Annotated in this window: 15 protein-coding genes, 1 pseudogene and 1 CRISPR repeat array; of the genes and pseudogenes, 9 read left to right on the top strand and 7 right to left on the bottom strand. The window is 37.1% G+C overall.

Annotated elements, in window-relative coordinates; translation table 11 throughout:
- The first annotated feature begins 285 nt into the window (after positions 1 to 285).
- Genes cas9 through cas2 form a run of 4 tightly spaced genes read left to right on the top strand, consistent with a single transcriptional unit; the run spans position 286 to position 5,246 of the window.
- A complete protein-coding gene (cas9, locus tag JHD79_RS17975; RefSeq protein WP_199120688.1) occupies positions 286 to 3,387 on the top strand; it encodes a type II CRISPR RNA-guided endonuclease Cas9 in 3,102 nt (1,033 codons plus the stop codon).
- A 1-nt stretch (position 3,388) separates the two neighbouring features.
- On the top strand, positions 3,389 to 3,868 hold the full coding sequence (locus tag JHD79_RS17970; RefSeq protein ID WP_199120687.1) for a hypothetical protein: 480 nt from the start codon (positions 3,389 to 3,391) through the stop codon (positions 3,866 to 3,868).
- A 17-nt stretch (positions 3,869 to 3,885) separates the two neighbouring features.
- Positions 3,886 to 4,914 carry a type II CRISPR-associated endonuclease Cas1 gene (gene cas1 / locus JHD79_RS17965; protein WP_199120686.1) on the top strand — a complete coding sequence of 343 codons (1,029 nt, stop codon included), beginning with the start codon at positions 3,886 to 3,888 and terminating at the stop codon, positions 4,912 to 4,914.
- A gap of 2 nt (positions 4,915 to 4,916) precedes the next feature.
- On the top strand, positions 4,917 to 5,246 hold the full coding sequence (gene cas2, locus JHD79_RS17960) for a CRISPR-associated endonuclease Cas2 (protein WP_199120685.1): 330 nt from the start codon (positions 4,917 to 4,919) through the stop codon (positions 5,244 to 5,246).
- Positions 5,247 to 5,371: 125 nt separating this feature from the next.
- Positions 5,372 to 9,290: direct repeats of the CRISPR family, unit length 46 nt; unit sequence GTTGTTGTAAATATCAGTAGTTCAAAGAATGAAAGCAAATCACAAC.
- A 600-nt stretch (positions 9,291 to 9,890) separates the two neighbouring features.
- Here the strand turns inward: cas2 and JHD79_RS17955 are convergent.
- Positions 9,891 to 10,157 (bottom strand): hypothetical protein, encoded by a 267-nt coding sequence (locus JHD79_RS17955; RefSeq protein WP_199120684.1) that lies wholly within the window; start codon positions 10,155 to 10,157, stop codon positions 9,891 to 9,893.
- Between the two features lie 260 nt (positions 10,158 to 10,417).
- Between JHD79_RS17955 and JHD79_RS17950 the strand changes: the two genes are divergently transcribed.
- Positions 10,418 to 11,050, top strand: coding sequence for a DUF6266 family protein (locus JHD79_RS17950; protein ID WP_199120683.1), 633 nt, complete (start codon positions 10,418 to 10,420; stop codon positions 11,048 to 11,050).
- Positions 11,051 to 11,090: 40 nt separating this feature from the next.
- Here JHD79_RS17950 and JHD79_RS17945 read toward each other — a convergent pair whose 3' ends face one another.
- Genes JHD79_RS17945 through ribD form a run of 3 tightly spaced genes read right to left on the bottom strand, consistent with a single transcriptional unit; the run spans position 11,091 to position 13,610 of the window.
- Positions 11,091 to 11,705 (bottom strand): YigZ family protein, encoded by a 615-nt coding sequence (locus tag JHD79_RS17945; RefSeq protein ID WP_199120682.1) that lies wholly within the window; start codon positions 11,703 to 11,705, stop codon positions 11,091 to 11,093.
- The gene (locus tag JHD79_RS17940; protein ID WP_199120681.1) at positions 11,695 to 12,561 is read right to left on the bottom strand and encodes an EamA family transporter; all 867 of its coding nucleotides are present in this window, start codon (positions 12,559 to 12,561) and stop codon (positions 11,695 to 11,697) included. Before JHD79_RS17940 ends, JHD79_RS17945 begins: the two co-directional genes overlap by 11 nt.
- Positions 12,562 to 12,563: 2 nt before the next feature.
- Positions 12,564 to 13,610, bottom strand: a complete 1,047-nt coding sequence (ribD, locus tag JHD79_RS17935; RefSeq protein WP_199120680.1) for a bifunctional diaminohydroxyphosphoribosylaminopyrimidine deaminase/5-amino-6-(5-phosphoribosylamino)uracil reductase RibD — start codon at positions 13,608 to 13,610, stop codon at positions 12,564 to 12,566.
- A gap of 100 nt (positions 13,611 to 13,710) precedes the next feature.
- Between ribD and prmC the strand changes: the two genes are divergently transcribed.
- On the top strand, positions 13,711 to 14,592 hold the full coding sequence (prmC, locus tag JHD79_RS17930; RefSeq protein WP_199120679.1) for a peptide chain release factor N(5)-glutamine methyltransferase: 882 nt from the start codon (positions 13,711 to 13,713) through the stop codon (positions 14,590 to 14,592).
- A 52-nt stretch (positions 14,593 to 14,644) separates the two neighbouring features.
- Here the strand turns inward: prmC and xerD are convergent, their stop codons facing one another.
- Entirely contained in the window at positions 14,645 to 15,544 is a 900-nt protein-coding gene (gene xerD, locus JHD79_RS17925) for a site-specific tyrosine recombinase XerD (RefSeq protein WP_199120678.1), read from the bottom strand.
- A gap of 56 nt (positions 15,545 to 15,600) precedes the next feature.
- Here xerD and aroQ point away from each other — a divergent pair, with 56 nt between their 5' ends.
- Both aroQ and JHD79_RS17915 read left to right on the top strand, forming a co-directional pair.
- Entirely contained in the window at positions 15,601 to 16,017 is a 417-nt protein-coding gene (gene aroQ, locus JHD79_RS17920; RefSeq protein WP_199120677.1) for a type II 3-dehydroquinate dehydratase, read from the top strand.
- A gap of 79 nt (positions 16,018 to 16,096) precedes the next feature.
- A pseudogene (locus tag JHD79_RS17915) lies at positions 16,097 to 16,396 on the top strand (TlpA family protein disulfide reductase); the annotation flags it as partial.
- Between the two features lie 57 nt (positions 16,397 to 16,453).
- Here JHD79_RS17915 and JHD79_RS17910 read toward each other — a convergent pair.
- Entirely contained in the window at positions 16,454 to 17,470 is a 1,017-nt protein-coding gene (locus tag JHD79_RS17910; protein ID WP_199120676.1) for a glycosyltransferase family 2 protein, read from the bottom strand.
- A gap of 1 nt (position 17,471) precedes the next feature.
- Entirely contained in the window at positions 17,472 to 18,341 is an 870-nt protein-coding gene (locus JHD79_RS17905) for a lysophospholipid acyltransferase family protein (RefSeq protein WP_199120675.1), read from the bottom strand.
- A 36-nt stretch (positions 18,342 to 18,377) separates the two neighbouring features.
- Here JHD79_RS17905 and JHD79_RS17900 point away from each other — a divergent pair, with 36 nt between their 5' ends.
- Entirely contained in the window at positions 18,378 to 18,983 is a 606-nt protein-coding gene (locus tag JHD79_RS17900) for a WbqC family protein (protein WP_199120674.1), read from the top strand.
- Positions 18,984 to 18,985: the final 2 nt, after the last annotated feature.

The raw sequence follows: 18,985 nt of genomic DNA, 5'->3' as shown, positions 1-18,985 counted from the left end.
CCCCCCCCCCCCCCCCCCCCCCCCCCCCCCCCCCCCCCCCCCCCCCCCCCCCCCCCCCCCCCCCCCCCCCCCCCCCCCCCCCCCCCCCCCCCCCCCCCCCCCCCCCCCCCCTTTTTCAAGCAGAATACGGCATACGAGATGGTAACGCAGGTCTCGTGGGCTCGGAGATGTGTATAAGAGACAGACTTAGAATTTAGGAATAAGAAAACTAAAGAGATACAAACTCTAAGTAGTGAAGCAAAAATAATTGTTTTTGAAGAGCTAAATCTAAAAGGAAATCTAAAAATGGAAAGAATTTTAGAGGTTTTAGGCTATTTACCAAATGAGTGGGAAGCAAATTACAATGAATTAGAAGGCAATAGGACAAATGAAGCTTTATACAATGCTTATTTAAAGATTTTAGAATTAGAAGGGTATAATGAAGATTTGCTAAAATTAGCTAACAAAGATGATATCTCCATTAAAGAGTTAAAAACTCCTGCCTCAGAAATTAAGGAGATGGTTAAGAGCATTTTCGAAACCCTAGGCATTGATACTTCTATCTTAACCTTTAATGCCGAATTGGACGGGAAAGATTTTGAAAATCAATCTTCCTATCGTCTTTGGCATTTACTGTATGCTTACGAAGAAGATAACTCTAAAACTGGAAATGATACACTTCATAGATTATTGAATGAGAAATTTGATTTTAGCAAAGAACAGGCAAAAATAATTGGAGCAATTACTTTTTCTGATGAATATGGTAGCTTAAGTACCAAAGCGATGCGAAATATCTATCCTTACATAAAAGAACAAAAATATAGTGAGGCTTGCATATTAGCAGGTTACCGACATTCTAAAAATTCTTTAACAAAAGAAGAGTTGGCAGAACGTCCTTTAAAAGCTAAACTTGATCTTCTAAAGAAGAATAGTCTTCGTAACCCTGTGGTTGAGAAAATTCTTAATCAAATGGTTAATGTGGTTAATACACTTATTGAAACCGAAAATAAAAAATTAATAGACAATGGATTAAGTCCTGACTTTCAATTTGATGAGATTAGGATTGAGCTAGCTAGAGAATTAAAGAAAAATGCTAGTGAAAGGGCTGAAATGAGCTTGAATATCAATAAAGCCAAAGCTGAGCACGAAAATATTATTAAGTTATTGCAAACAGAGTTTGGGGTTAAAAACCCAACCCGAAACGATATTATAAGGTATAAACTTTATGAGGAATTAAAACCTAACGCTTATAAAGACCTGTACACTGGCGAATATATTTCTCGTGAAAAACTTTTTTCTAAAGAATATGATATCGAACACATTATCGCAAAAGCCCGCTTATTTGATGATAGTTTTTCTAACAAAACATTAGTTCCAAGGCAAATTAATATTGATAAGGGAAATATGACCGCTCATGATTACATCTTATCAAAATTTGGAGAAGAGAAACTAGCAGAATATGTGGAAAGAGTAGAGATGATGTTCAGGTTAAAAGAAAATCCAATTTCCAAGGCCAAATATCAAAAGCTGTTAAAAAAGAACGAAGATATTGGCGATGGATTTATTGAACGAGATTTGAGAGAAACTCAATATATAGCCAAAAAGGCAAAGGAGATGTTATTTGGTATTACTCGTTCGGTAGTATCAACCACCGGGGCTATTACAGATAAACTACGTGAAGATTGGGGATTGGTAAATGTGATGAAAGAATTAAATATTGACAAATATCGTCAACTTGGTCTAACTGAGCTTTTGGAAATGAAAGACGGCAATAAAAAAGAAGTAATTAAAGACTGGACTAAAAGAAACGACCATCGACACCATGCTATGGATGCGTTAACCATAGCTTTTACCAAGCATAATCATATTCAATATCTTAATTATCTTAACGCAAGAAAAGATGTTGACCATAACATGCACAAAAACGTAATAGCTATAGAAGAAAAAGAGACTACCTTAACTACTGATGATAAAGGTGCAAAAAAAAGAAAATTCAATTGCCCTATCCCGAATTTTAGGCAAGTCGCTAAAGAACATCTAGAAGCTGTTTTAGTTTCTCAAAAAGCTAAAAATAAGGTAGTAACTAGAAATATTAACCAAATAGCTAGCAAAAACGGAAAATTGAAAAAGCTAGAATTAACGCCAAGAGGGCAGTTACATAAGGAAACTATATATGGAAAAATCAGACAATATGTTTCTAAAGAAGAAAAAGTTTCGGGTAAGTTTGATGAAAATACAATTCTAAAAGTTGGAAATCCAAAATTCAGGGCATTATTATTAAGGCGTCTAAACGAAAATGGAGGCGATGCAAAAAGGGCGTTTACTGGCAAGAATGATTTATCCAAAAATCCTATTTATGTAGACCAAGCAAAAACTAAAACATTACCTGAAATCGTAAAATTGGTATGGTTAGAAGAAGATTATACCATAAAAAAAGACATTAATGCTGATAACTTTAAAGACTATAAAAACTTAGATAAAATTATTGACTTAGGTGTGAAGAATATTCTTATTGACCGTTTAAATCAGTATAAAGGAAATGCTAAAGAAGCTTTTACCGATTTAGATAAAAATCCAATATGGTTAAATGAGAAAAAGGGCATTGCTATTAAAAGAGTTACCATATCGGGGATTAAAAATGCAGAAGCATTACACACTAAGAAAGACCATTTTGGTAAAGAAATATTAAATGAAGATAATAACCCTATTCCAGTTGATTTTGTAAGTACGGGGAACAACCATCATGTTGCTATTTATCAAGATGAGAAAGGGAATTTACAGGAAAATGTAATCTCATTTTATGAAGCGGTAGCAAGGGTAAATGCAGGCTTACCAATAATAGATGTGGAATATAAACAAAAAGAAGGTTGGAAATTCCTTTTTACCATGAAGCAGAATGAGTATTTCGTTTTTCCAAATGGAGATTTTAATCCATCCGAAATTGATTTGTTGGACCTTAAAAACTATAGAATCATTAGCCCGAATTTATTTAGAGTGCAGAAGCTCGCTACAAAAGATTATTTTTTTAGACATCATATGGAGACAAATGTTGAAGATAACAAATACTTAAAAGGAATTGTCTGGAAGCGAGAGGGCTTGAATGGTATTAATGGAATTATCAAAGTTCGTCTTAATCATTTAGGAGATATCGTAAAGGTAGGAGAAGAGATGGACAATAACTATCGTCAAGATCAGAATAATATTTCATCCGTAGAAGAACCTACTGTTGGCTATGGAAGAAATCGAATTAGGATATATAATTCTTTTGAAGAAGAAGCAGAAGACAATTATAGGTACCTAGCTTCTTTAACGCCTGAAGAACATTTGGCAAATACTAAAAACCTTATTGATAGGATATACAGCAACAAACCTAATGAAAATCCAAATAAACGCATCAATTTTAACTAATATGGATATCCTAAGAGAAGAACATAAGACATTGTTACTCATGTTAATTGAGCATGAAGTAGATTTTATGTTGATAGGTGGTTATGCCGTAATTTATTATGGTTACGAGCGTAGTACGCATGATATGGATATATGGTTGCAACCTACTTCACAGAATTGGGAAAAATTGATTGCTGCATTGAGGTATTATGGTATTATCGAGGAAGACTTGACAACCTTATCGAATTTAGATTTTACTAAAGCAGATGTTTTCAGTATTGGAGATAAGCCTGACAAGATCGATTTTTTAACTAAAGTTCGAGGTTTGAATTATGAGCAGGCTAATGAGCGTAAAGTATTTTTTCCATTAAAAGACCAGCAAGTGCCGGTAGTGCAATATTATCATTTGATACAGATGAAAATGATTGCAGGAAGGACGCAGGACAAAGCTGATGTCGAAATTCTTCAGAAAATTAATCAGTTTAGAAAAAATAAATGGTAGAAGTTTAAATAATCCCCATGATCAAAAGAACGCTCCTTTTCAGCAATCCAGCTTATTTAAGCCTAAAAAACAAGCAATTGCATATTGAACTTCCCCACCTAAAAGTGCTGGGCGAAAAGGAAAGCAAGAAAACGGTAGCTGTTGAAGATGTAGGGATTATGGTGCTCGATCATCAGCAAATTACCATTACTCACGGCTGTATGGCGGCTTTGTTGGAAAATAATGCAGCGCTCATCACCTGCAATTCGAGCCATTTGCCCACAGGTTTGCTGCTGCCTTTAGAGGGCAACAATACACAAAGTGAACGCTTCCGTTATCAGATAGATGCTTCACAACCCTTAAAGAAAAACCTTTGGCAACAAACGGTGCAGGCCAAGATACTCAATCAGGCGGCAGTTTTAGCTAGTCGTGGTGTTGCTTTCGAAAATATACTGTATTGGGCCAGGTCGGTACGTTCCGGTGATCCGGATAATTATGAAGGTAGAGCGGCGGCCTATTACTGGAAAAATGTATTTCCTAAAAAAATAGAATTTTTTCGCGGACGCGAAGGTGATCCGCCTAACAACCTCCTCAATTATGGTTATGCCATTTTAAGGGCTATTGTAGCTCGTGGACTGGTTTCTTCAGGATTACTCCCTACATTAGGCATTCATCATCGCAATAAATATAACGCTTATTGTCTGGCTGATGATATTATGGAGCCTTATCGGCCTTATGTAGATGAGATTGTACTCAAAATTATTGATGAAGGTTTGAATTTTTTGGAATTGGGTGCAGTAATCAAATCAAGGCTGCTGGCTATTGCGACGGTGGATGTACAGTTTGAAAGGGGCACCAGCCCGTTAATGGTAGGTTTGCAGCAAACTACCGCTTCGTTAGCAAAATGCTATGAAGGCAGCTTAAGGAAGATCGTTTATCCCCAAATGATGAATTTTGATAAACGGATAAACTATCGTCCCTTTTTAGAAGAAGGAGAACTAGATGCTGTGGTGAAACAAAAGGAAGATGATAATAACAATGTAGATGATGATCATTTGCCTTTTTAAATATGCGTTTAAACCAATATCGAGTTTTGTGGGTATTAGTGTTTTTTGACTTGCCCACCGAAACCAAAAAAGAGCGACAGGTATATGCTCGTTTTCGGAAAGAACTGCAGAGAGATGGTTTTAGCATGTTCCAGTTTTCTATTTATCTACGCCATTGTAGCAGCAGAGAAAATGCAGAGGTTCACATCAGAAGGGTAAAGAACTTGTTGCCTTCCAAGGGCCATATTGGCATCATGACGGTTACCGATAAGCAATTTGGTGCCATGGAACTTTTTTACGGCAAAGATGAAAAAGCCTTGCCTGACACACCACAACAACTGGAATTATTCTAGTTATTTATTCTTCTTACAATTGAATAAATAACTAGAATGAAAATCCTGACGCAAATACATCAGGATTTTTTTAATTCTAATTTTTGAACTAACCTGCTGAGGCATAGTTGATTGAACTAAGGTATGTTGTTGTAAATATCAGTAGTTCAAAGAATGAAAGCAAATCACAACCATCCTCTTTAAGCTCTGTATGTGCCCAAAGTTGTTGTAAATATCAGTAGTTCAAAGAATGAAAGCAAATCACAACTGGGGCTTAACATTCCCATCAATCCGCCATGTTGTTGTAAATATCAGTAGTTCAAAGAATGAAAGCAAATCACAACGAAATATCTAGTAAAAGAATACGAAGTTTGGTTGTTGTAAATATCAGTAGTTCAAAGAATGAAAGCAAATCACAACACGTGCCCGCTGGCCTAACTGAATAGATGTGTTGTTGTAAATATCAGTAGTTCAAAGAATGAAAGCAAATCACAACTTTTAAGCAATTGCTTTTGACCGGCCAAGGTTGTTGTAAATATCAGTAGTTCAAAGAATGAAAGCAAATCACAACATTTGAAGCTTTAGGCTATCCATATAAAGGGTTGTTGTAAATATCAGTAGTTCAAAGAATGAAAGCAAATCACAACAAATAACCGGTGTATGCATCGTCTGCAAATGTTGTTGTAAATATCAGTAGTTCAAAGAATGAAAGCAAATCACAACCCACAAATTCTTTATTTTGCATTGAACAGCGTTGTTGTAAATATCAGTAGTTCAAAGAATGAAAGCAAATCACAACTATTTTTAAATGAATAGTCCTAAAAAATTTGTTGTTGTAAATATCAGTAGTTCAAAGAATGAAAGCAAATCACAACCGTTCTTCGCTCGGAACACTCCTTTCAATCGTTGTTGTAAATATCAGTAGTTCAAAGAATGAAAGCAAATCACAACCAACAAACTTATTAACCTTCCATGCAGATAGTTGTTGTAAATATCAGTAGTTCAAAGAATGAAAGCAAATCACAACAGGTTCATATGGGTTTGCAGGCCAATTTCAGTTGTTGTAAATATCAGTAGTTCAAAGAATGAAAGCAAATCACAACTTATGGATTGAGCGCAATATCATTCTGCATGTTGTTGTAAATATCAGTAGTTCAAAGAATGAAAGCAAATCACAACAGCATAGTAAAATAACATTCTTCTGCTAATGTTGTTGTAAATATCAGTAGTTCAAAGAATGAAAGCAAATCACAACAGCATAGTAAAATAACATTCTTCTGCTAATGTTGTTGTAAATATCAGTAGTTCAAAGAATGAAAGCAAATCACAACTAACGATTATGTTACTTTAAAAAAAGGCGAGTTGTTGTAAATATCAGTAGTTCAAAGAATGAAAGCAAATCACAACGTAGCAGATCATCCCCGTAACGATTTAAGCGTTGTTGTAAATATCAGTAGTTCAAAGAATGAAAGCAAATCACAACTTTCAGCAAATTTGCCATATTCAAAAAGAAGTTGTTGTAAATATCAGTAGTTCAAAGAATGAAAGCAAATCACAACTTGTACTTATGGTAATTGATGAATTGCGATGTTGTTGTAAATATCAGTAGTTCAAAGAATGAAAGCAAATCACAACTTGCTTCTAATTCTGTTGCATCTGCTATTCGTTGTTGTAAATATCAGTAGTTCAAAGAATGAAAGCAAATCACAACTGCTGCATTTGCTGCTTGTCCTCCGCTTACGTTGTTGTAAATATCAGTAGTTCAAAGAATGAAAGCAAATCACAACTTCCTCACTGTATAGTTTTCTCTTGTAGTAGTTGTTGTAAATATCAGTAGTTCAAAGAATGAAAGCAAATCACAACTATTTTCATTGTTTAAAATTCTCTCCATTTGTTGTTGTAAATATCAGTAGTTCAAAGAATGAAAGCAAATCACAACCGAAGATATCAAGAAGCTGTCCATGCTAAAGTTGTTGTAAATATCAGTAGTTCAAAGAATGAAAGCAAATCACAACCCGTGTAGTCACCTATGCCTCCTATTCTTAGTTGTTGTAAATATCAGTAGTTCAAAGAATGAAAGCAAATCACAACTTGTATCATGTTTTTTGCTTCTAATTCTGTGTTGTTGTAAATATCAGTAGTTCAAAGAATGAAAGCAAATCACAACTTGTATCATGTTTTTTGCTTCTAATTCTGGTTGTTGTAAATATCAGTAGTTCAAAGAATGAAAGCAAATCACAACATTTCTTCGTATAATCTTACTTTCCATTCGTTGTTGTAAATATCAGTAGTTCAAAGAATGAAAGCAAATCACAACTTCATCGCTATATAGTTTTCTCTTGTAGTGTTGTTGTAAATATCAGTAGTTCAAAGAATGAAAGCAAATCACAACAATTTACATCCGGGTTCATACACTCTGGCTGTTGTTGTAAATATCAGTAGTTCAAAGAATGAAAGCAAATCACAACTGTCGTCGCCGAGATCAATAACGGGGGCGAGTTGTTGTAAATATCAGTAGTTCAAAGAATGAAAGCAAATCACAACTAATTGATTTTGGGTAGCATTAGCCGTATTGTTGTTGTAAATATCAGTAGTTCAAAGAATGAAAGCAAATCACAACACTTTATAAAGGTAGTAATATTACTACTATGTTGTTGTAAATATCAGTAGTTCAAAGAATGAAAGCAAATCACAACGGTATTTGATATGCCTAGGTCTAAAAATTTGTTGTTGTAAATATCAGTAGTTCAAAGAATGAAAGCAAATCACAACTATAGTTTCCAACTGTTTTTGTAGGAGCAAGTTGTTGTAAATATCAGTAGTTCAAAGAATGAAAGCAAATCACAACATAGCCGCAAGCTCTATCTGCAATCCCGACGTTGTTGTAAATATCAGTAGTTCAAAGAATGAAAGCAAATCACAACTCCAATTCAATTGTGAATAATCAAAATCATGTTGTTGTAAATATCAGTAGTTCAAAGAATGAAAGCAAATCACAACATGCGGAGACTTATATATCTCCCGCTGAGGGTTGTTGTAAATATCAGTAGTTCAAAGAATGAAAGCAAATCACAACAGTCGGGAAGTCCCCCCAATATCCTTTCGCGTTGTTGTAAATATCAGTAGTTCAAAGAATGAAAGCAAATCACAACACCATTATGACCGCAGGAAATTGGAGCGTAGTTGTTGTAAATATCAGTAGTTCAAAGAATGAAAGCAAATCACAACGGAAGATGAGATGATGAGCGATAATGATTTGTTGTTGTAAATATCAGTAGTTCAAAGAATGAAAGCAAATCACAACACTAAATCAAGTAGGCCCAATATAACGACCGTTGTTGTAAATATCAGTAGTTCAAAGAATGAAAGCAAATCACAACAGAGTTTTTTACATTGTTAGAATGTTAGAGGTTGTTGTAAATATCAGTAGTTCAAAGAATGAAAGCAAATCACAACTGGAAAGACAATGGGTTAGGCACAATGAGTGTTGTTGTAAATATCAGTAGTTCAAAGAATGAAAGCAAATCACAACAAGCTGGTATTGCCGATTATGCCCCCGAGGGTTGTTGTAAATATCAGTAGTTCAAAGAATGAAAGCAAATCACAACGATCAAGCCAGGACAAAGCAACACTTCTCGGTTGTTGTAAATATCAGTAGTTCAAAGAATGAAAGCAAATCACAACCAAACTACTTCTGTAACATCACCGCCTATAGTTGTTGTAAATATCAGTAGTTCAAAGAATGAAAGCAAATCACAACCGCTGCTATTTTGTATTCTTTTGATTTTAGGTTGTTGTAAATATCAGTAGTTCAAAGAATGAAAGCAAATCACAACCGACGTAAACAAACAGCCCAACAAAGCTGCGTTGTTGTAAATATCAGTAGTTCAAAGAATGAAAGCAAATCACAACCTATTCAGAAATGCAATTCAAATCAATCAGGTTGTTGTAAATATCAGTAGTTCAAAGAATGAAAGCAAATCACAACCTGGCTTTGTGACCATTACCAATCATGGTGTGTTGTTGTAAATATCAGTAGTTCAAAGAATGAAAGCAAATCACAACATTGTTGTATCAATTAAAGTACTCATTAGGGTTGTTGTAAATATCAGTAGTTCAAAGAATGAACCGATCCCGAAATGTTTCGGGAGAGCTCATGAATACCATTAAAAATATAAGAACTAATGAATAAAGCAAATCACAACTCAGGATCCAGCGGTTCGCCAGGATCGATCGTTGTTGTAAATATCAGTAGTTCAAAGAATGAAAGCAAATCACAACACAGATAGGCGTGGAAGAAGAAAGTGATCGTTGTTGTAAATATCAGTAGTTCAAAGAATGAACCGATCCCGAAATGTTTCGGGAGAGCTCATGAATACCATTAAAAATATAAGAACTAATGAATAAAGCAAATCACAACTAGAACCAAGAAATATGATTGGATGATGGAGTTGTTGTAAATATCAGTAGTTCAAAGAATGAACCGATCCCGAAATGTTTCGGGAGAGCTCATGAATACCATTAAAAACATAAGAACTAATGAATAAAGCAAATCACAACGCAATGATTAATGCTTTCCATGCAGCAAAGGTTGTTGTAAATATCGGTAGTTCAAAGAATGGTTTATAAGCAAAATGCCCCGCAGATAGGCGAGGCAAATAAAAATTAATATCGGCCACCTGGAGGATGTAGATGGTAACAAATGGGTATTGGATCGCCAATTACAGTAATTTGGTCAGTTGTGACATAACAACTGGTAGGATTATTATTCGACCAAATTAAAAATTGGTCTACTAAAACATCGCCGCATCCATAGCGATTAATGATGCGAAAGTACTCATGGCACTCAGATTGAACCGTTTTTTTACTTCCCGCAGAAAGGGTGGTGAGGGCAATACCAAGTAGACCTAAGGATAGGAATAATCTTCTCATAATTTAAGTTTTTAGTTGATTGAAAATACTCATAACTTATTATAAAGCCAAAGTATTTTATTAGAAAAATCCAGGTCATCCTGGTAAAAAATAAATTAATAAAAGAAAAATGAAACTCGGATAAAACAGGGATAAAAGACAGATAAAACTCAAATGTAATGTGTATTTCATCCCATTTTCAATAGTGTTTTATCTCATTTTAATTTGGTTTTATCTGATAATATTTTGTAAATTAATATTTTATAGATAGGATATTGATTATGGCAAGACTCCCAAATGGTATTCTTGGTCCACTTATCGGTAAAATAGGTACGGTAGTGGGTTCTTCAAGAAATGGACGGCCTTATCTTAAAGGGGCTTATAAAAAACGTACTAAAAAAGTAAGTGCAGCCGAGCTGGCCAACAGACAAAAGTTTGCTATGGCACAAGCTTGGTTAAGGCCTGTACTGTCTTTTGTACGTGAAGGTTTTAAAAACTATAGTGAAACGGCCCGTGGATTTATTGCAGCAAAATCTTATTTGTTGCACCATGGATTTGAAGGTTTAGCACCAAACCTATGGATCAATCCGGCTAAAGCCTTATTGAGCTATGGTACTTTGCCCTTGGCCGAAGAGATGAAAGTAGAATCTATTGCTCCAGATTTATTACGCTTTAGCTGGATGGCCAAATGCGCGGCAGAAGCTAGTCCGCTAGATCAGGTCATGCTCATGGCTTATGACATGGTTAACGGTAGGACATTTTATAGCTTGACCGGACAGTTCAGAAAAGTGGGAGAGGATTTTTTGAGGATAGACCATCAACAAGGGGCTAGCTATCATTGCTATGCCGCTTTTATTGCGGCAGACCGAAGAACTATTTCGTACAGTACCTATCTAGGAGAAGTAAAGAGCTGATGGTAGCTTTAACAGCTATTGTATGCCATAAGGGCATCCCTTAAGCAGTATGGAGAAATTTGATTTTTATACCTGCTACTTTTTCCAATCTGCCCAGCACTATATTCAAGTTCGCTTTTCTTATTTCGAACTGGATGGTACAGGCGTTGTCGAAATCCTGCGATAACACCGTCAGTTGTTCCTCTTTAATGATGCGCATGACCTCGTTCATCATCAGGTAATCAAATTCAATTTGATAGATGTCATTTATGGTTTGATGTACCACTTTGTTTGCAGATAGGGTTTCAATGGTGGCCATCTTATAAGCATTGATCAACCCAGGTACGCCCAATAGGGTACCTCCAAAATACCTGACCACTACCACTAGGATATTGGTCACATCGGCAGAAAGGAGCGAATTGAGGATAGGCCTTCCTGCAGTTCCAGAAGGTTCGCCATCATCGTTTAGCTTAAATATGTTCCGGTCGGGCGTTAAGCGTAATGCCCAACAGAAATGCCTGGCCTTGGGGTGCTCGGCCCTAAGTTTTTGGATATGCTCTTTAGCCTGCACTTCACTTCTGATAGGATAGGCATAAGCGATGAACTTGCTGCCCTTATCCCTAAAAATGCCTTCCGAAACCTGCTCGATGGTTTGATAGGTATCACTAAACAGCATAAATTTTAGATAAGGTGATGAGGATAATAGAAACAACTGCCAATACCAAACCCAGGTAGTTCCACTTGCTCAATTTTTCCCTGAAAATGAAGATGCCAATAAGACTGCCGGTAATAATTACCCCGATGTTCATGGCAGCAAATACCGTAGAAGGGTTGCTGGCCATGGCCTGATGCGCCTTGAGATAGAATAAAATGTTCCCAAAGTTGAAAAAACCTAAAATACAGCCACAAATAAAATTGATCAATTGTAATCTAGTCTTTTTGGTAAATAACAGGTAGAGGACGTAGAGCGATGAAAGTATAAAGGCAATGAGGTAAATAATAAATAGGGATGTGGTGTAGGGAATAATGGTAATTTGGCTTACCATTTTAAACAAAATATCTATGGTGCCAAAACCCATAAAAACCAACAGGAGATAGAACCAGCTCTTTTTGCCCGATGTCCTGTCGCTCTTACGGTACATGGTGAATATAATGGCTGCAAAGCCAAAAACCACACCCACTTCCTTGTAGCGGTCAAAATTTTCCCTGAAAATAAAATAAGCAGCACATAACGATATAAACAAAGATAAACGTTGTGCAATATCTGTTCTGGCCAGGCCTGCATTTCTTACCGATAGCCCTAAAAAGATAAAAATGCTTGGTAATAAGATGCCTAGGCCCAAATAAACAGGAGAGAAGTTCTGATAAGATATCCTGGTGAAATCAGGTTTGAAAAATACCACACTCAGAAAAATGGCAAAAAGATAATTCCAGGTAATGGCCTGTATAATATTGATATGGTAACGTTTGGCCAATTTCAACAGCACCCCAACGGTTACACTGCAAATGATGCTGAGTATTAAATAGATCATGTTTATACTTGTTTTAGGATGACGAGCTTATCTGCTCCAATCATCATTTCCTCTATCACTTCTCCCTTTATTTCCGGAGCCTTGATACCATATTCCCAAGAAGTTTTGCTGGTAAATATACGGGCTTCGTCCCATAAATTAGCGGCGATGAACAGGTTTAATATTTGTGCTCCACCTTCTATAATGACAGATTGGATATCCATAAGATAAAGCTGGTAAGCTATTTTTTGTGGCAGGTAGAAATGCATGTCTTCCATTTGCACCCAGTGGATATTATCTTTTACCGCTGTTTTTACCTCATTAAAAATAAGGGTTTTGGCCTCTTGGTTATAAATATGGTAACTTTCGGGAATGTCCAGGTTTTTGTCGATGACAATTCTGATGGGGTTTTTACCTGGATAAGCCCTGGTGTTGAGTTGCGGATTGTCGGTGAGGGCCGTTTGCTTCCCCACCAGAATAGCCACTTCCTCTCCACGCCATTTATGGCTAAGTTGTTGGGCCAATGGCCCGGAAATCCATTGCTGGGCAGTTGGCGTGGGGGCAAATAAATGATTGGCCGTTTGTGCCCATTTTAGGATAAAATAAGGCCTGTTTTTAGTCACTCTGGTGAAAAACCTACGGTTGATGAAGGCGCATTTCTCTTTTAACACATCTGTAATTACTTCAACACCTGCATGCTGTAATTTTTCAATGCCCTTGCCGTTTACGCCGCTAAAAGGATCAGTGTTGCCAATCACTACACGCTTGAGGCCGTGTTTCACCAGTAAGTCTGCGCAGGGTGGGGTTTTGCCAAAGTGGGCACAAGGTTCCAAGCTTACATAGGCCGTCGCCTTTTTTAAGAGCGCTGCAGCCTGTGTGCCGTAATTTTCGAACACCTGGTTAAGGGCATTGACTTCGGCATGTGCCTCGCCAATTCTATGATGGTAACCTTCCCCAATAATCTCATCGTCAACTACAATTACGCAACCTACCATTGGATTTGGACTGACCTCACTTATGCCATTTACCGCCAAATCTAGGCACCTTTGCATATAAAATTCATGCTTCATCCATACAAAAGTAAGGTATATTTCTGATTTACAATTTTAGATTGATGATTTTGGCCTGATCATTAGCTATTGCCATGATTATGGTTATTTTTGCAGCTTCATGAACTTAAAAGCCCTGGCCGAAAAATTTGAAACCGCATTGGCCCCAATCTATGATAGAGAGGAGGCTCAGGCCATTTTTATATTGGTTTTACAGCATATTTCCAACTTGAGCAGAACTGATTTTATCTTGAAGAAAGAAACACTGATCAGTACAGAAGAATGGCTGAGGTATGCACAAGTAATTGACGAACTGATCAAGGGAAAACCGGTGCAGTATATCATTGGAGAAACTCCTTTTTATAATTTAAGGTTTAAGGTTAATCCTTCTGTACTTATTCCCAGGCCAGAAACAGAAGAACTGGTAGAGTGGATCATAGAAAGTAATTTTTCTAATGCTTTTTTTGAAAATAAAACACAGCATATTAATGTTTTAGATATTGGAACCGGAAGTGGTTGTATAGCTATAGCCCTGAAGAAGAATTTACCAAATACACAGGTGTATGCCATAGATATTGCTCAAGATACCCTATTGACTGCCCAACAAAATGCCAATTTAAATGAAGTTGAGGTAAAGTTTATTCAAGAAGATATACTGAGCCCACAACTTAAGAATAACTATCCCCAATTTTCGATTATCGTAAGTAATCCCCCTTATATTACCCAAACAGAGCAAGCGGAAATGCACCAGAACGTATTGGATAATGAACCACATAGGGCCCTATTTGTAAGTGATGAAGATCCCTTGCTCTTTTACCGTATCATAGCCGATTTTGCTTTGGAGAATCTAATGAATAGAGGACTTTTGTTTTTTGAAATAAACGAACACTTAGGTGATGAAACCATTCAATTGTTAAAGGGTAAAGGATTTAAAAACATTGTTTTAAAGAAAGATATGCAGGGAAAGGATAGAATGATTTGTGGGGAGGTAGACCATAAATAAAAACAGCGTTTAGGATCAATTGTTATGGTTGATTTGCACAAAAACCGAGCAACTAAGCCCTGGGATGAAATTGAGTGATGATGCTTTTCAGGTAATCCCTATCCAGGTGCGTATATATTTCGGTGGTGGTGATACTGGCATGCCCCAACATTTCCTGTACGGCACGAAGATCGGCACCGCCTTCTATTAAGTGGGTGGCAAAAGAATGGCGTAGGGTATGGGGACTGATGCTTTTAGCTATGCCTGCCGCCACTGCGAGCGATTTGATCAGGTTGAATATGCTAATTCTCGATAATTTGGCCCCAAAGCGATTTAGGAAAATATAGTCTTCATTTCCCCTTTTAATATGCTGATGGATCCTAACTTCATGGATATAGATGTTGGTCAACTTCAATGCCGTACTTCCAATGGGAACGATCCTTTCTTTATTGCCTTTGCCAATCACCTTAATAAATTCGGTTTCGGCATAGATATTTGATATTTTGAGTTCCACAAGTTCTGTAACCCTAAGCCCACAGCCATATAACATTTCAATAATAGCCTTATTTCGCATGCCTTCAGGTTTGGAAGCATCAATGGCGGCAATCAATCTATTGATCTCTGGAAAACTTAAGGTATCTGGTAGTTTTCTGCTCAGCTTTGGGGCTTCTATGAGCGCGGTAGGGTCTTCGGTGATTAATGATTCCTGCAAAAGGTAATGGAAGAAAGCTTTGATTCCAGAAATAATTCGGGCCTGGGTATTGGCCAGCATGCCCAGATCGTTTAGCCAGGCAATAAAGGCTCTTAGGTGGGTTAGTTTTAGCTGATTAATGTTAGGTGGTTGGTCTTGCATGGCCAAAAATTGGAAAAGTTTTTCCACATCGCTCAAGTAGGCCGCTACAGAATGTTTGGATAGTGAACGTTCTAATTTTAAATAAGTGCTAAATCCCTTTAAATAAGATTGGATGTTCATTATTAATGAGTTTTTTTATAACATTGCAACATTACAATATTTTAATCATACTTACGATGAAAATTCAAATTATCAATGGACCCAATCTCAACCTTCTGGGCTTACGTGAACCTTCTATTTATGGCGCCGAGGGTATAGAAAGCTATTTGGAAAACCTAAAGGAAAAATACAGCATTGTGGAAATTGATTATTATCAAAGTAATGTAGAAGGCGAATTGATCAATAAATTACATGAAGTGGGCTTCTCTTATGATGGTATTATTTTAAATGCGGGCGGATATACCCATACTTCTGTGGCCATTGCAGATGCTATTGCCGCCATCAAAACCCCAGTGGTAGAGGTACATATTTCCAATATCTATGCCAGGGAAGAATTCAGGCATGTTTCCTTAACCGGAAAGAACTGTAAGGGCGTGTTAACGGGTTTTGGCTTAGATGGCTATCGCTTGGCACTAGAGAGTTTCCTGAAATAAGTTGGAGAATAGAACATCATAAACATACGAAGTTTACCACCCTACAAAAAAAACTTCCGTAAGTCATGAGTTTAAAAGTAATACAGATAAAATCGTTGTACTTAATTTTTGGTTCATCAATTGTCCGCCCTGCAAACAGGAAATACCAGAACTGAATGAATTGGTAGCCAAATATAAAGATCATAAAGAGGTGGTATTTATTGCCATTGCCTTAGATGATGCCAGCAGTTTGAAAAATTTCCTGAAAATAATGCCTTTCCAATATCGCATTGTGGATGATGGAAGATTTTACGCCGATAAGTATGGGGTACGAAGTTACCCGACCCATGTTATTATAGGTAAGGATCACCTGATCAAATTTAGTACAGTAGGTTTATAGCCCAGAATACCATTCATTGGGTGAAAAAACCATAAAAGAACAATTATAAAGCTTTATTTACCAGTTTAGCTGGCTAAACTTTTTGGTCTTTTTAACAAAATAGGCCCAAACAATACTTGATGGGTAGGCACCTGCATGCAGCTGTAAGGGTAGCTGTACGGAACCTCTTTTTTTGGCGGTGATAAAAAATTGCCTTAAAAATTGGGCATGCGCCTTGTTGATGGCCCAGGCAAATTTGAACCGCCCCGTTAACAAAAATTGCAACCAGGCGGCCAGGTCTAACCACATGCGTATGAATACTTTATAACAAGCCTCACTAAAGTTGAGGTTTTTCTGCATAATGATGAGGTTGTTCCTAAAGTTGAGGTAGGTTTTAAATGGATTGTTGGCATTTAATGTTCCGCCACCTACATGGTAAACTTCGGCCATTGGACTATATACCACCTTATAGCCCAGGTTTTTTAAGCGCCAACACAAGTCAATTTCTTCCATGTGTGCAAATAGATCGGCATCAAGACCCCCCACTTGCTTCCAAGCCTTGCTTTTAATGAAAAAAGCAGCGCCGCTGGCCCAGAATATCTCTGATTCGGTAGGGTATTGATTTTCATCGGCTTCAACCTCATCGAAAATTCGCCCTCTACAAAAAGGAAAACCATAACAATCGAGGTAGCCACCGGCAGCACCTGCATATTCAAATTGTGCCTTGTTGGCCTGCCATTTGATCTTGGGCTGGGCGGCGGCAATGCGCTCATCGCGTTGCATATGGGCAATCACAGGGGCGATCCAATTCTCTGGTACTTCTACATCAGAATTGAGCAATACATAATATTCAGCCTCAACGTTGGAAAGGGCTTGATTATAACCTTCTGCAAAGCCATGGTTATGCTCATTCACAATAAGCCCGATAGAAGGATAATTTGCTTTCAAAAAAGAAACGGAATCGTCTGTAGAAGCATTATCGGCTACTATGATTTGTAAATTCGCATAATTGCTTTTTATTACGCTAGGTAAAAAACGTTCTAAGAATGTCTTTCCATTCCAGTTCAGGATAACTACTGCTACGCTTGGGTTCATATTAATTGTTCAGTTTCCAGCGGTTATGGCTCCATAACCAGTATTCTGGATCTCTTTGTATAGATTGGCTAAGTTTTTCATAGAACAACTGTGTAATTTCGTAAAGCTGGGCCGTAGCTGGATTTGTACACATAGGTACACAATCAATTTCATAATACCCTCTTTTTACCCGCTTGATGTCGAAATAAAATACAGGTCTATTGGTCTGCTTGGCCAGTTTTTCAAGCCCCATTAACACGGCGGTGGGTTGATGTAGGAATTCTAAGGTATATTGTACTTCCTCGCGAACAGGACTTTGGTCACTAGCCAGACAAAATAGGGTAATTTGGTCTTTGGTGGCCACAATTTGCCTTAAGGTTTGTCGCATGGGCAAAAGTATGTTGCCATACCTGGTCCTTAGCCTATTGAACCAACCTTCGAAAATACTGTTGTTTATGGGCTTATAGATCACATATTCCTTGGCCGAAAAATATAGGCCTGCGGCCAACATGGCCATTTCCCAGTTGCCATAATGTCCGGAACAGGCCAAGGCGCTCTGTCCCTGTCTAAAATATTCTTCTACCTGGTTAAAATTGTTCATTTTAACCCTTTTTAAAACTTCTTTTTTACTGATGGAGCTCATTTTTACAATTTCCAATATCAAATCGATAAAGTACCTGTAATAACGTTTTTCAATCTTGATGATTTCGGTCATGTCCTTTGTTGGAAAAGACCTCGTAAGATTTTTCCTCACTATCTTTTTCCGGTATTGGATAATATAGTAAACAGGGTAGTAACAGGCGCTAGATAAAATTTGCAGCAAGGGAAGGGGGAGAAGGGACAGCAGGTGCAAAAAAAATATGCCTATATACGAAAAGCCTTTTTTAATCATTAATTTGGCAACTAAATTGTAAAATTAAGTTATCAGATGCAAAATACATCCATATTTCCACTTTTTTATCTTCCGCCAGTAAGTTATTTTACATTATTAAAAGAAAATAATTTTCAGTTCGTTCTTGAAAAAGAAGAACACTTTCCCAAACAGACCTATAGAAATAGGGCCAATATAGCTTCGCCAAATGGTAATCTGGCCATTACCATTCCGGTGATAAGGGGTGCCAAGTTACATACTCCGGTAAAGGATGTGAAGATTAGCTACGATGCCAAGTGGCAGCGTTTGCATTGGTTAAGCCTGCAGAACTGTTACCGTAGCTCTGCATATTTTGAGTATTATGAAGATGAGCTGGTTCCCTTTTATGAAAAGAAATATGATTTTCTGTACGATTATAATCTCGAACTTTTTTCCTGGCTGCTCAAACAGTTGAAGCTCCCTCAGGAGCTACAGTTTACCACTAGCTATGAAAGTAAAGTGGAAAGCAATGACTATAGGACTTTGCTTTCGAAAGCATACGTTCCAACTGTTCAAACAAAGCCTTATTTCCAGGTGTTTAGCGATAGGAATGAATTTATTCCCAATTTAAGTATAATAGATCTGTTGTTCAATCAAGGTCCACAGGCAAAAATGTATTTTTAGAG

The sequence above is a fragment of the Pedobacter sp. ASV28 genome, assembly GCF_016428855.1.
Classification (GTDB): Bacteria; Bacteroidota; Bacteroidia; order Sphingobacteriales; family Sphingobacteriaceae; genus Pedobacter.
The sequence above is the reverse complement of the archived record's forward strand: the minus strand, read 5'-3'. Positions and strand labels throughout refer to the sequence as shown.

Coding starts and splice junctions, on each gene's coding strand:
- cas9 (WP_199120688.1), top strand. CDS start 286: ATGGAAAGAATTTTAGAGGTTTTAGGCTATTTACCAAATGAGTGGGAA.
- JHD79_RS17970 (WP_199120687.1), top strand. CDS start 3,389: ATGGATATCCTAAGAGAAGAACATAAGACATTGTTACTCATGTTAATT.
- cas1 (WP_199120686.1), top strand. CDS start 3,886: ATGATCAAAAGAACGCTCCTTTTCAGCAATCCAGCTTATTTAAGCCTA.
- cas2 (WP_199120685.1), top strand. CDS start 4,917: ATGCGTTTAAACCAATATCGAGTTTTGTGGGTATTAGTGTTTTTTGAC.
- JHD79_RS17955 (WP_199120684.1), bottom strand. CDS start 10,157: ATGAGAAGATTATTCCTATCCTTAGGTCTACTTGGTATTGCCCTCACC.
- JHD79_RS17950 (WP_199120683.1), top strand. CDS start 10,418: ATGGCAAGACTCCCAAATGGTATTCTTGGTCCACTTATCGGTAAAATA.
- JHD79_RS17945 (WP_199120682.1), bottom strand. CDS start 11,705: ATGCTGTTTAGTGATACCTATCAAACCATCGAGCAGGTTTCGGAAGGC.
- JHD79_RS17940 (WP_199120681.1), bottom strand. CDS start 12,561: ATGATCTATTTAATACTCAGCATCATTTGCAGTGTAACCGTTGGGGTG.
- ribD (WP_199120680.1), bottom strand. CDS start 13,610: ATGAAGCATGAATTTTATATGCAAAGGTGCCTAGATTTGGCGGTAAAT.
- prmC (WP_199120679.1), top strand. CDS start 13,711: ATGAACTTAAAAGCCCTGGCCGAAAAATTTGAAACCGCATTGGCCCCA.
- xerD (WP_199120678.1), bottom strand. CDS start 15,544: ATGAACATCCAATCTTATTTAAAGGGATTTAGCACTTATTTAAAATTA.
- aroQ (WP_199120677.1), top strand. CDS start 15,601: ATGAAAATTCAAATTATCAATGGACCCAATCTCAACCTTCTGGGCTTA.
- JHD79_RS17910 (WP_199120676.1), bottom strand. CDS start 17,470: ATGAACCCAAGCGTAGCAGTAGTTATCCTGAACTGGAATGGAAAGACA.
- JHD79_RS17905 (WP_199120675.1), bottom strand. CDS start 18,341: ATGATTAAAAAAGGCTTTTCGTATATAGGCATATTTTTTTTGCACCTG.
- JHD79_RS17900 (WP_199120674.1), top strand. CDS start 18,378: ATGCAAAATACATCCATATTTCCACTTTTTTATCTTCCGCCAGTAAGT.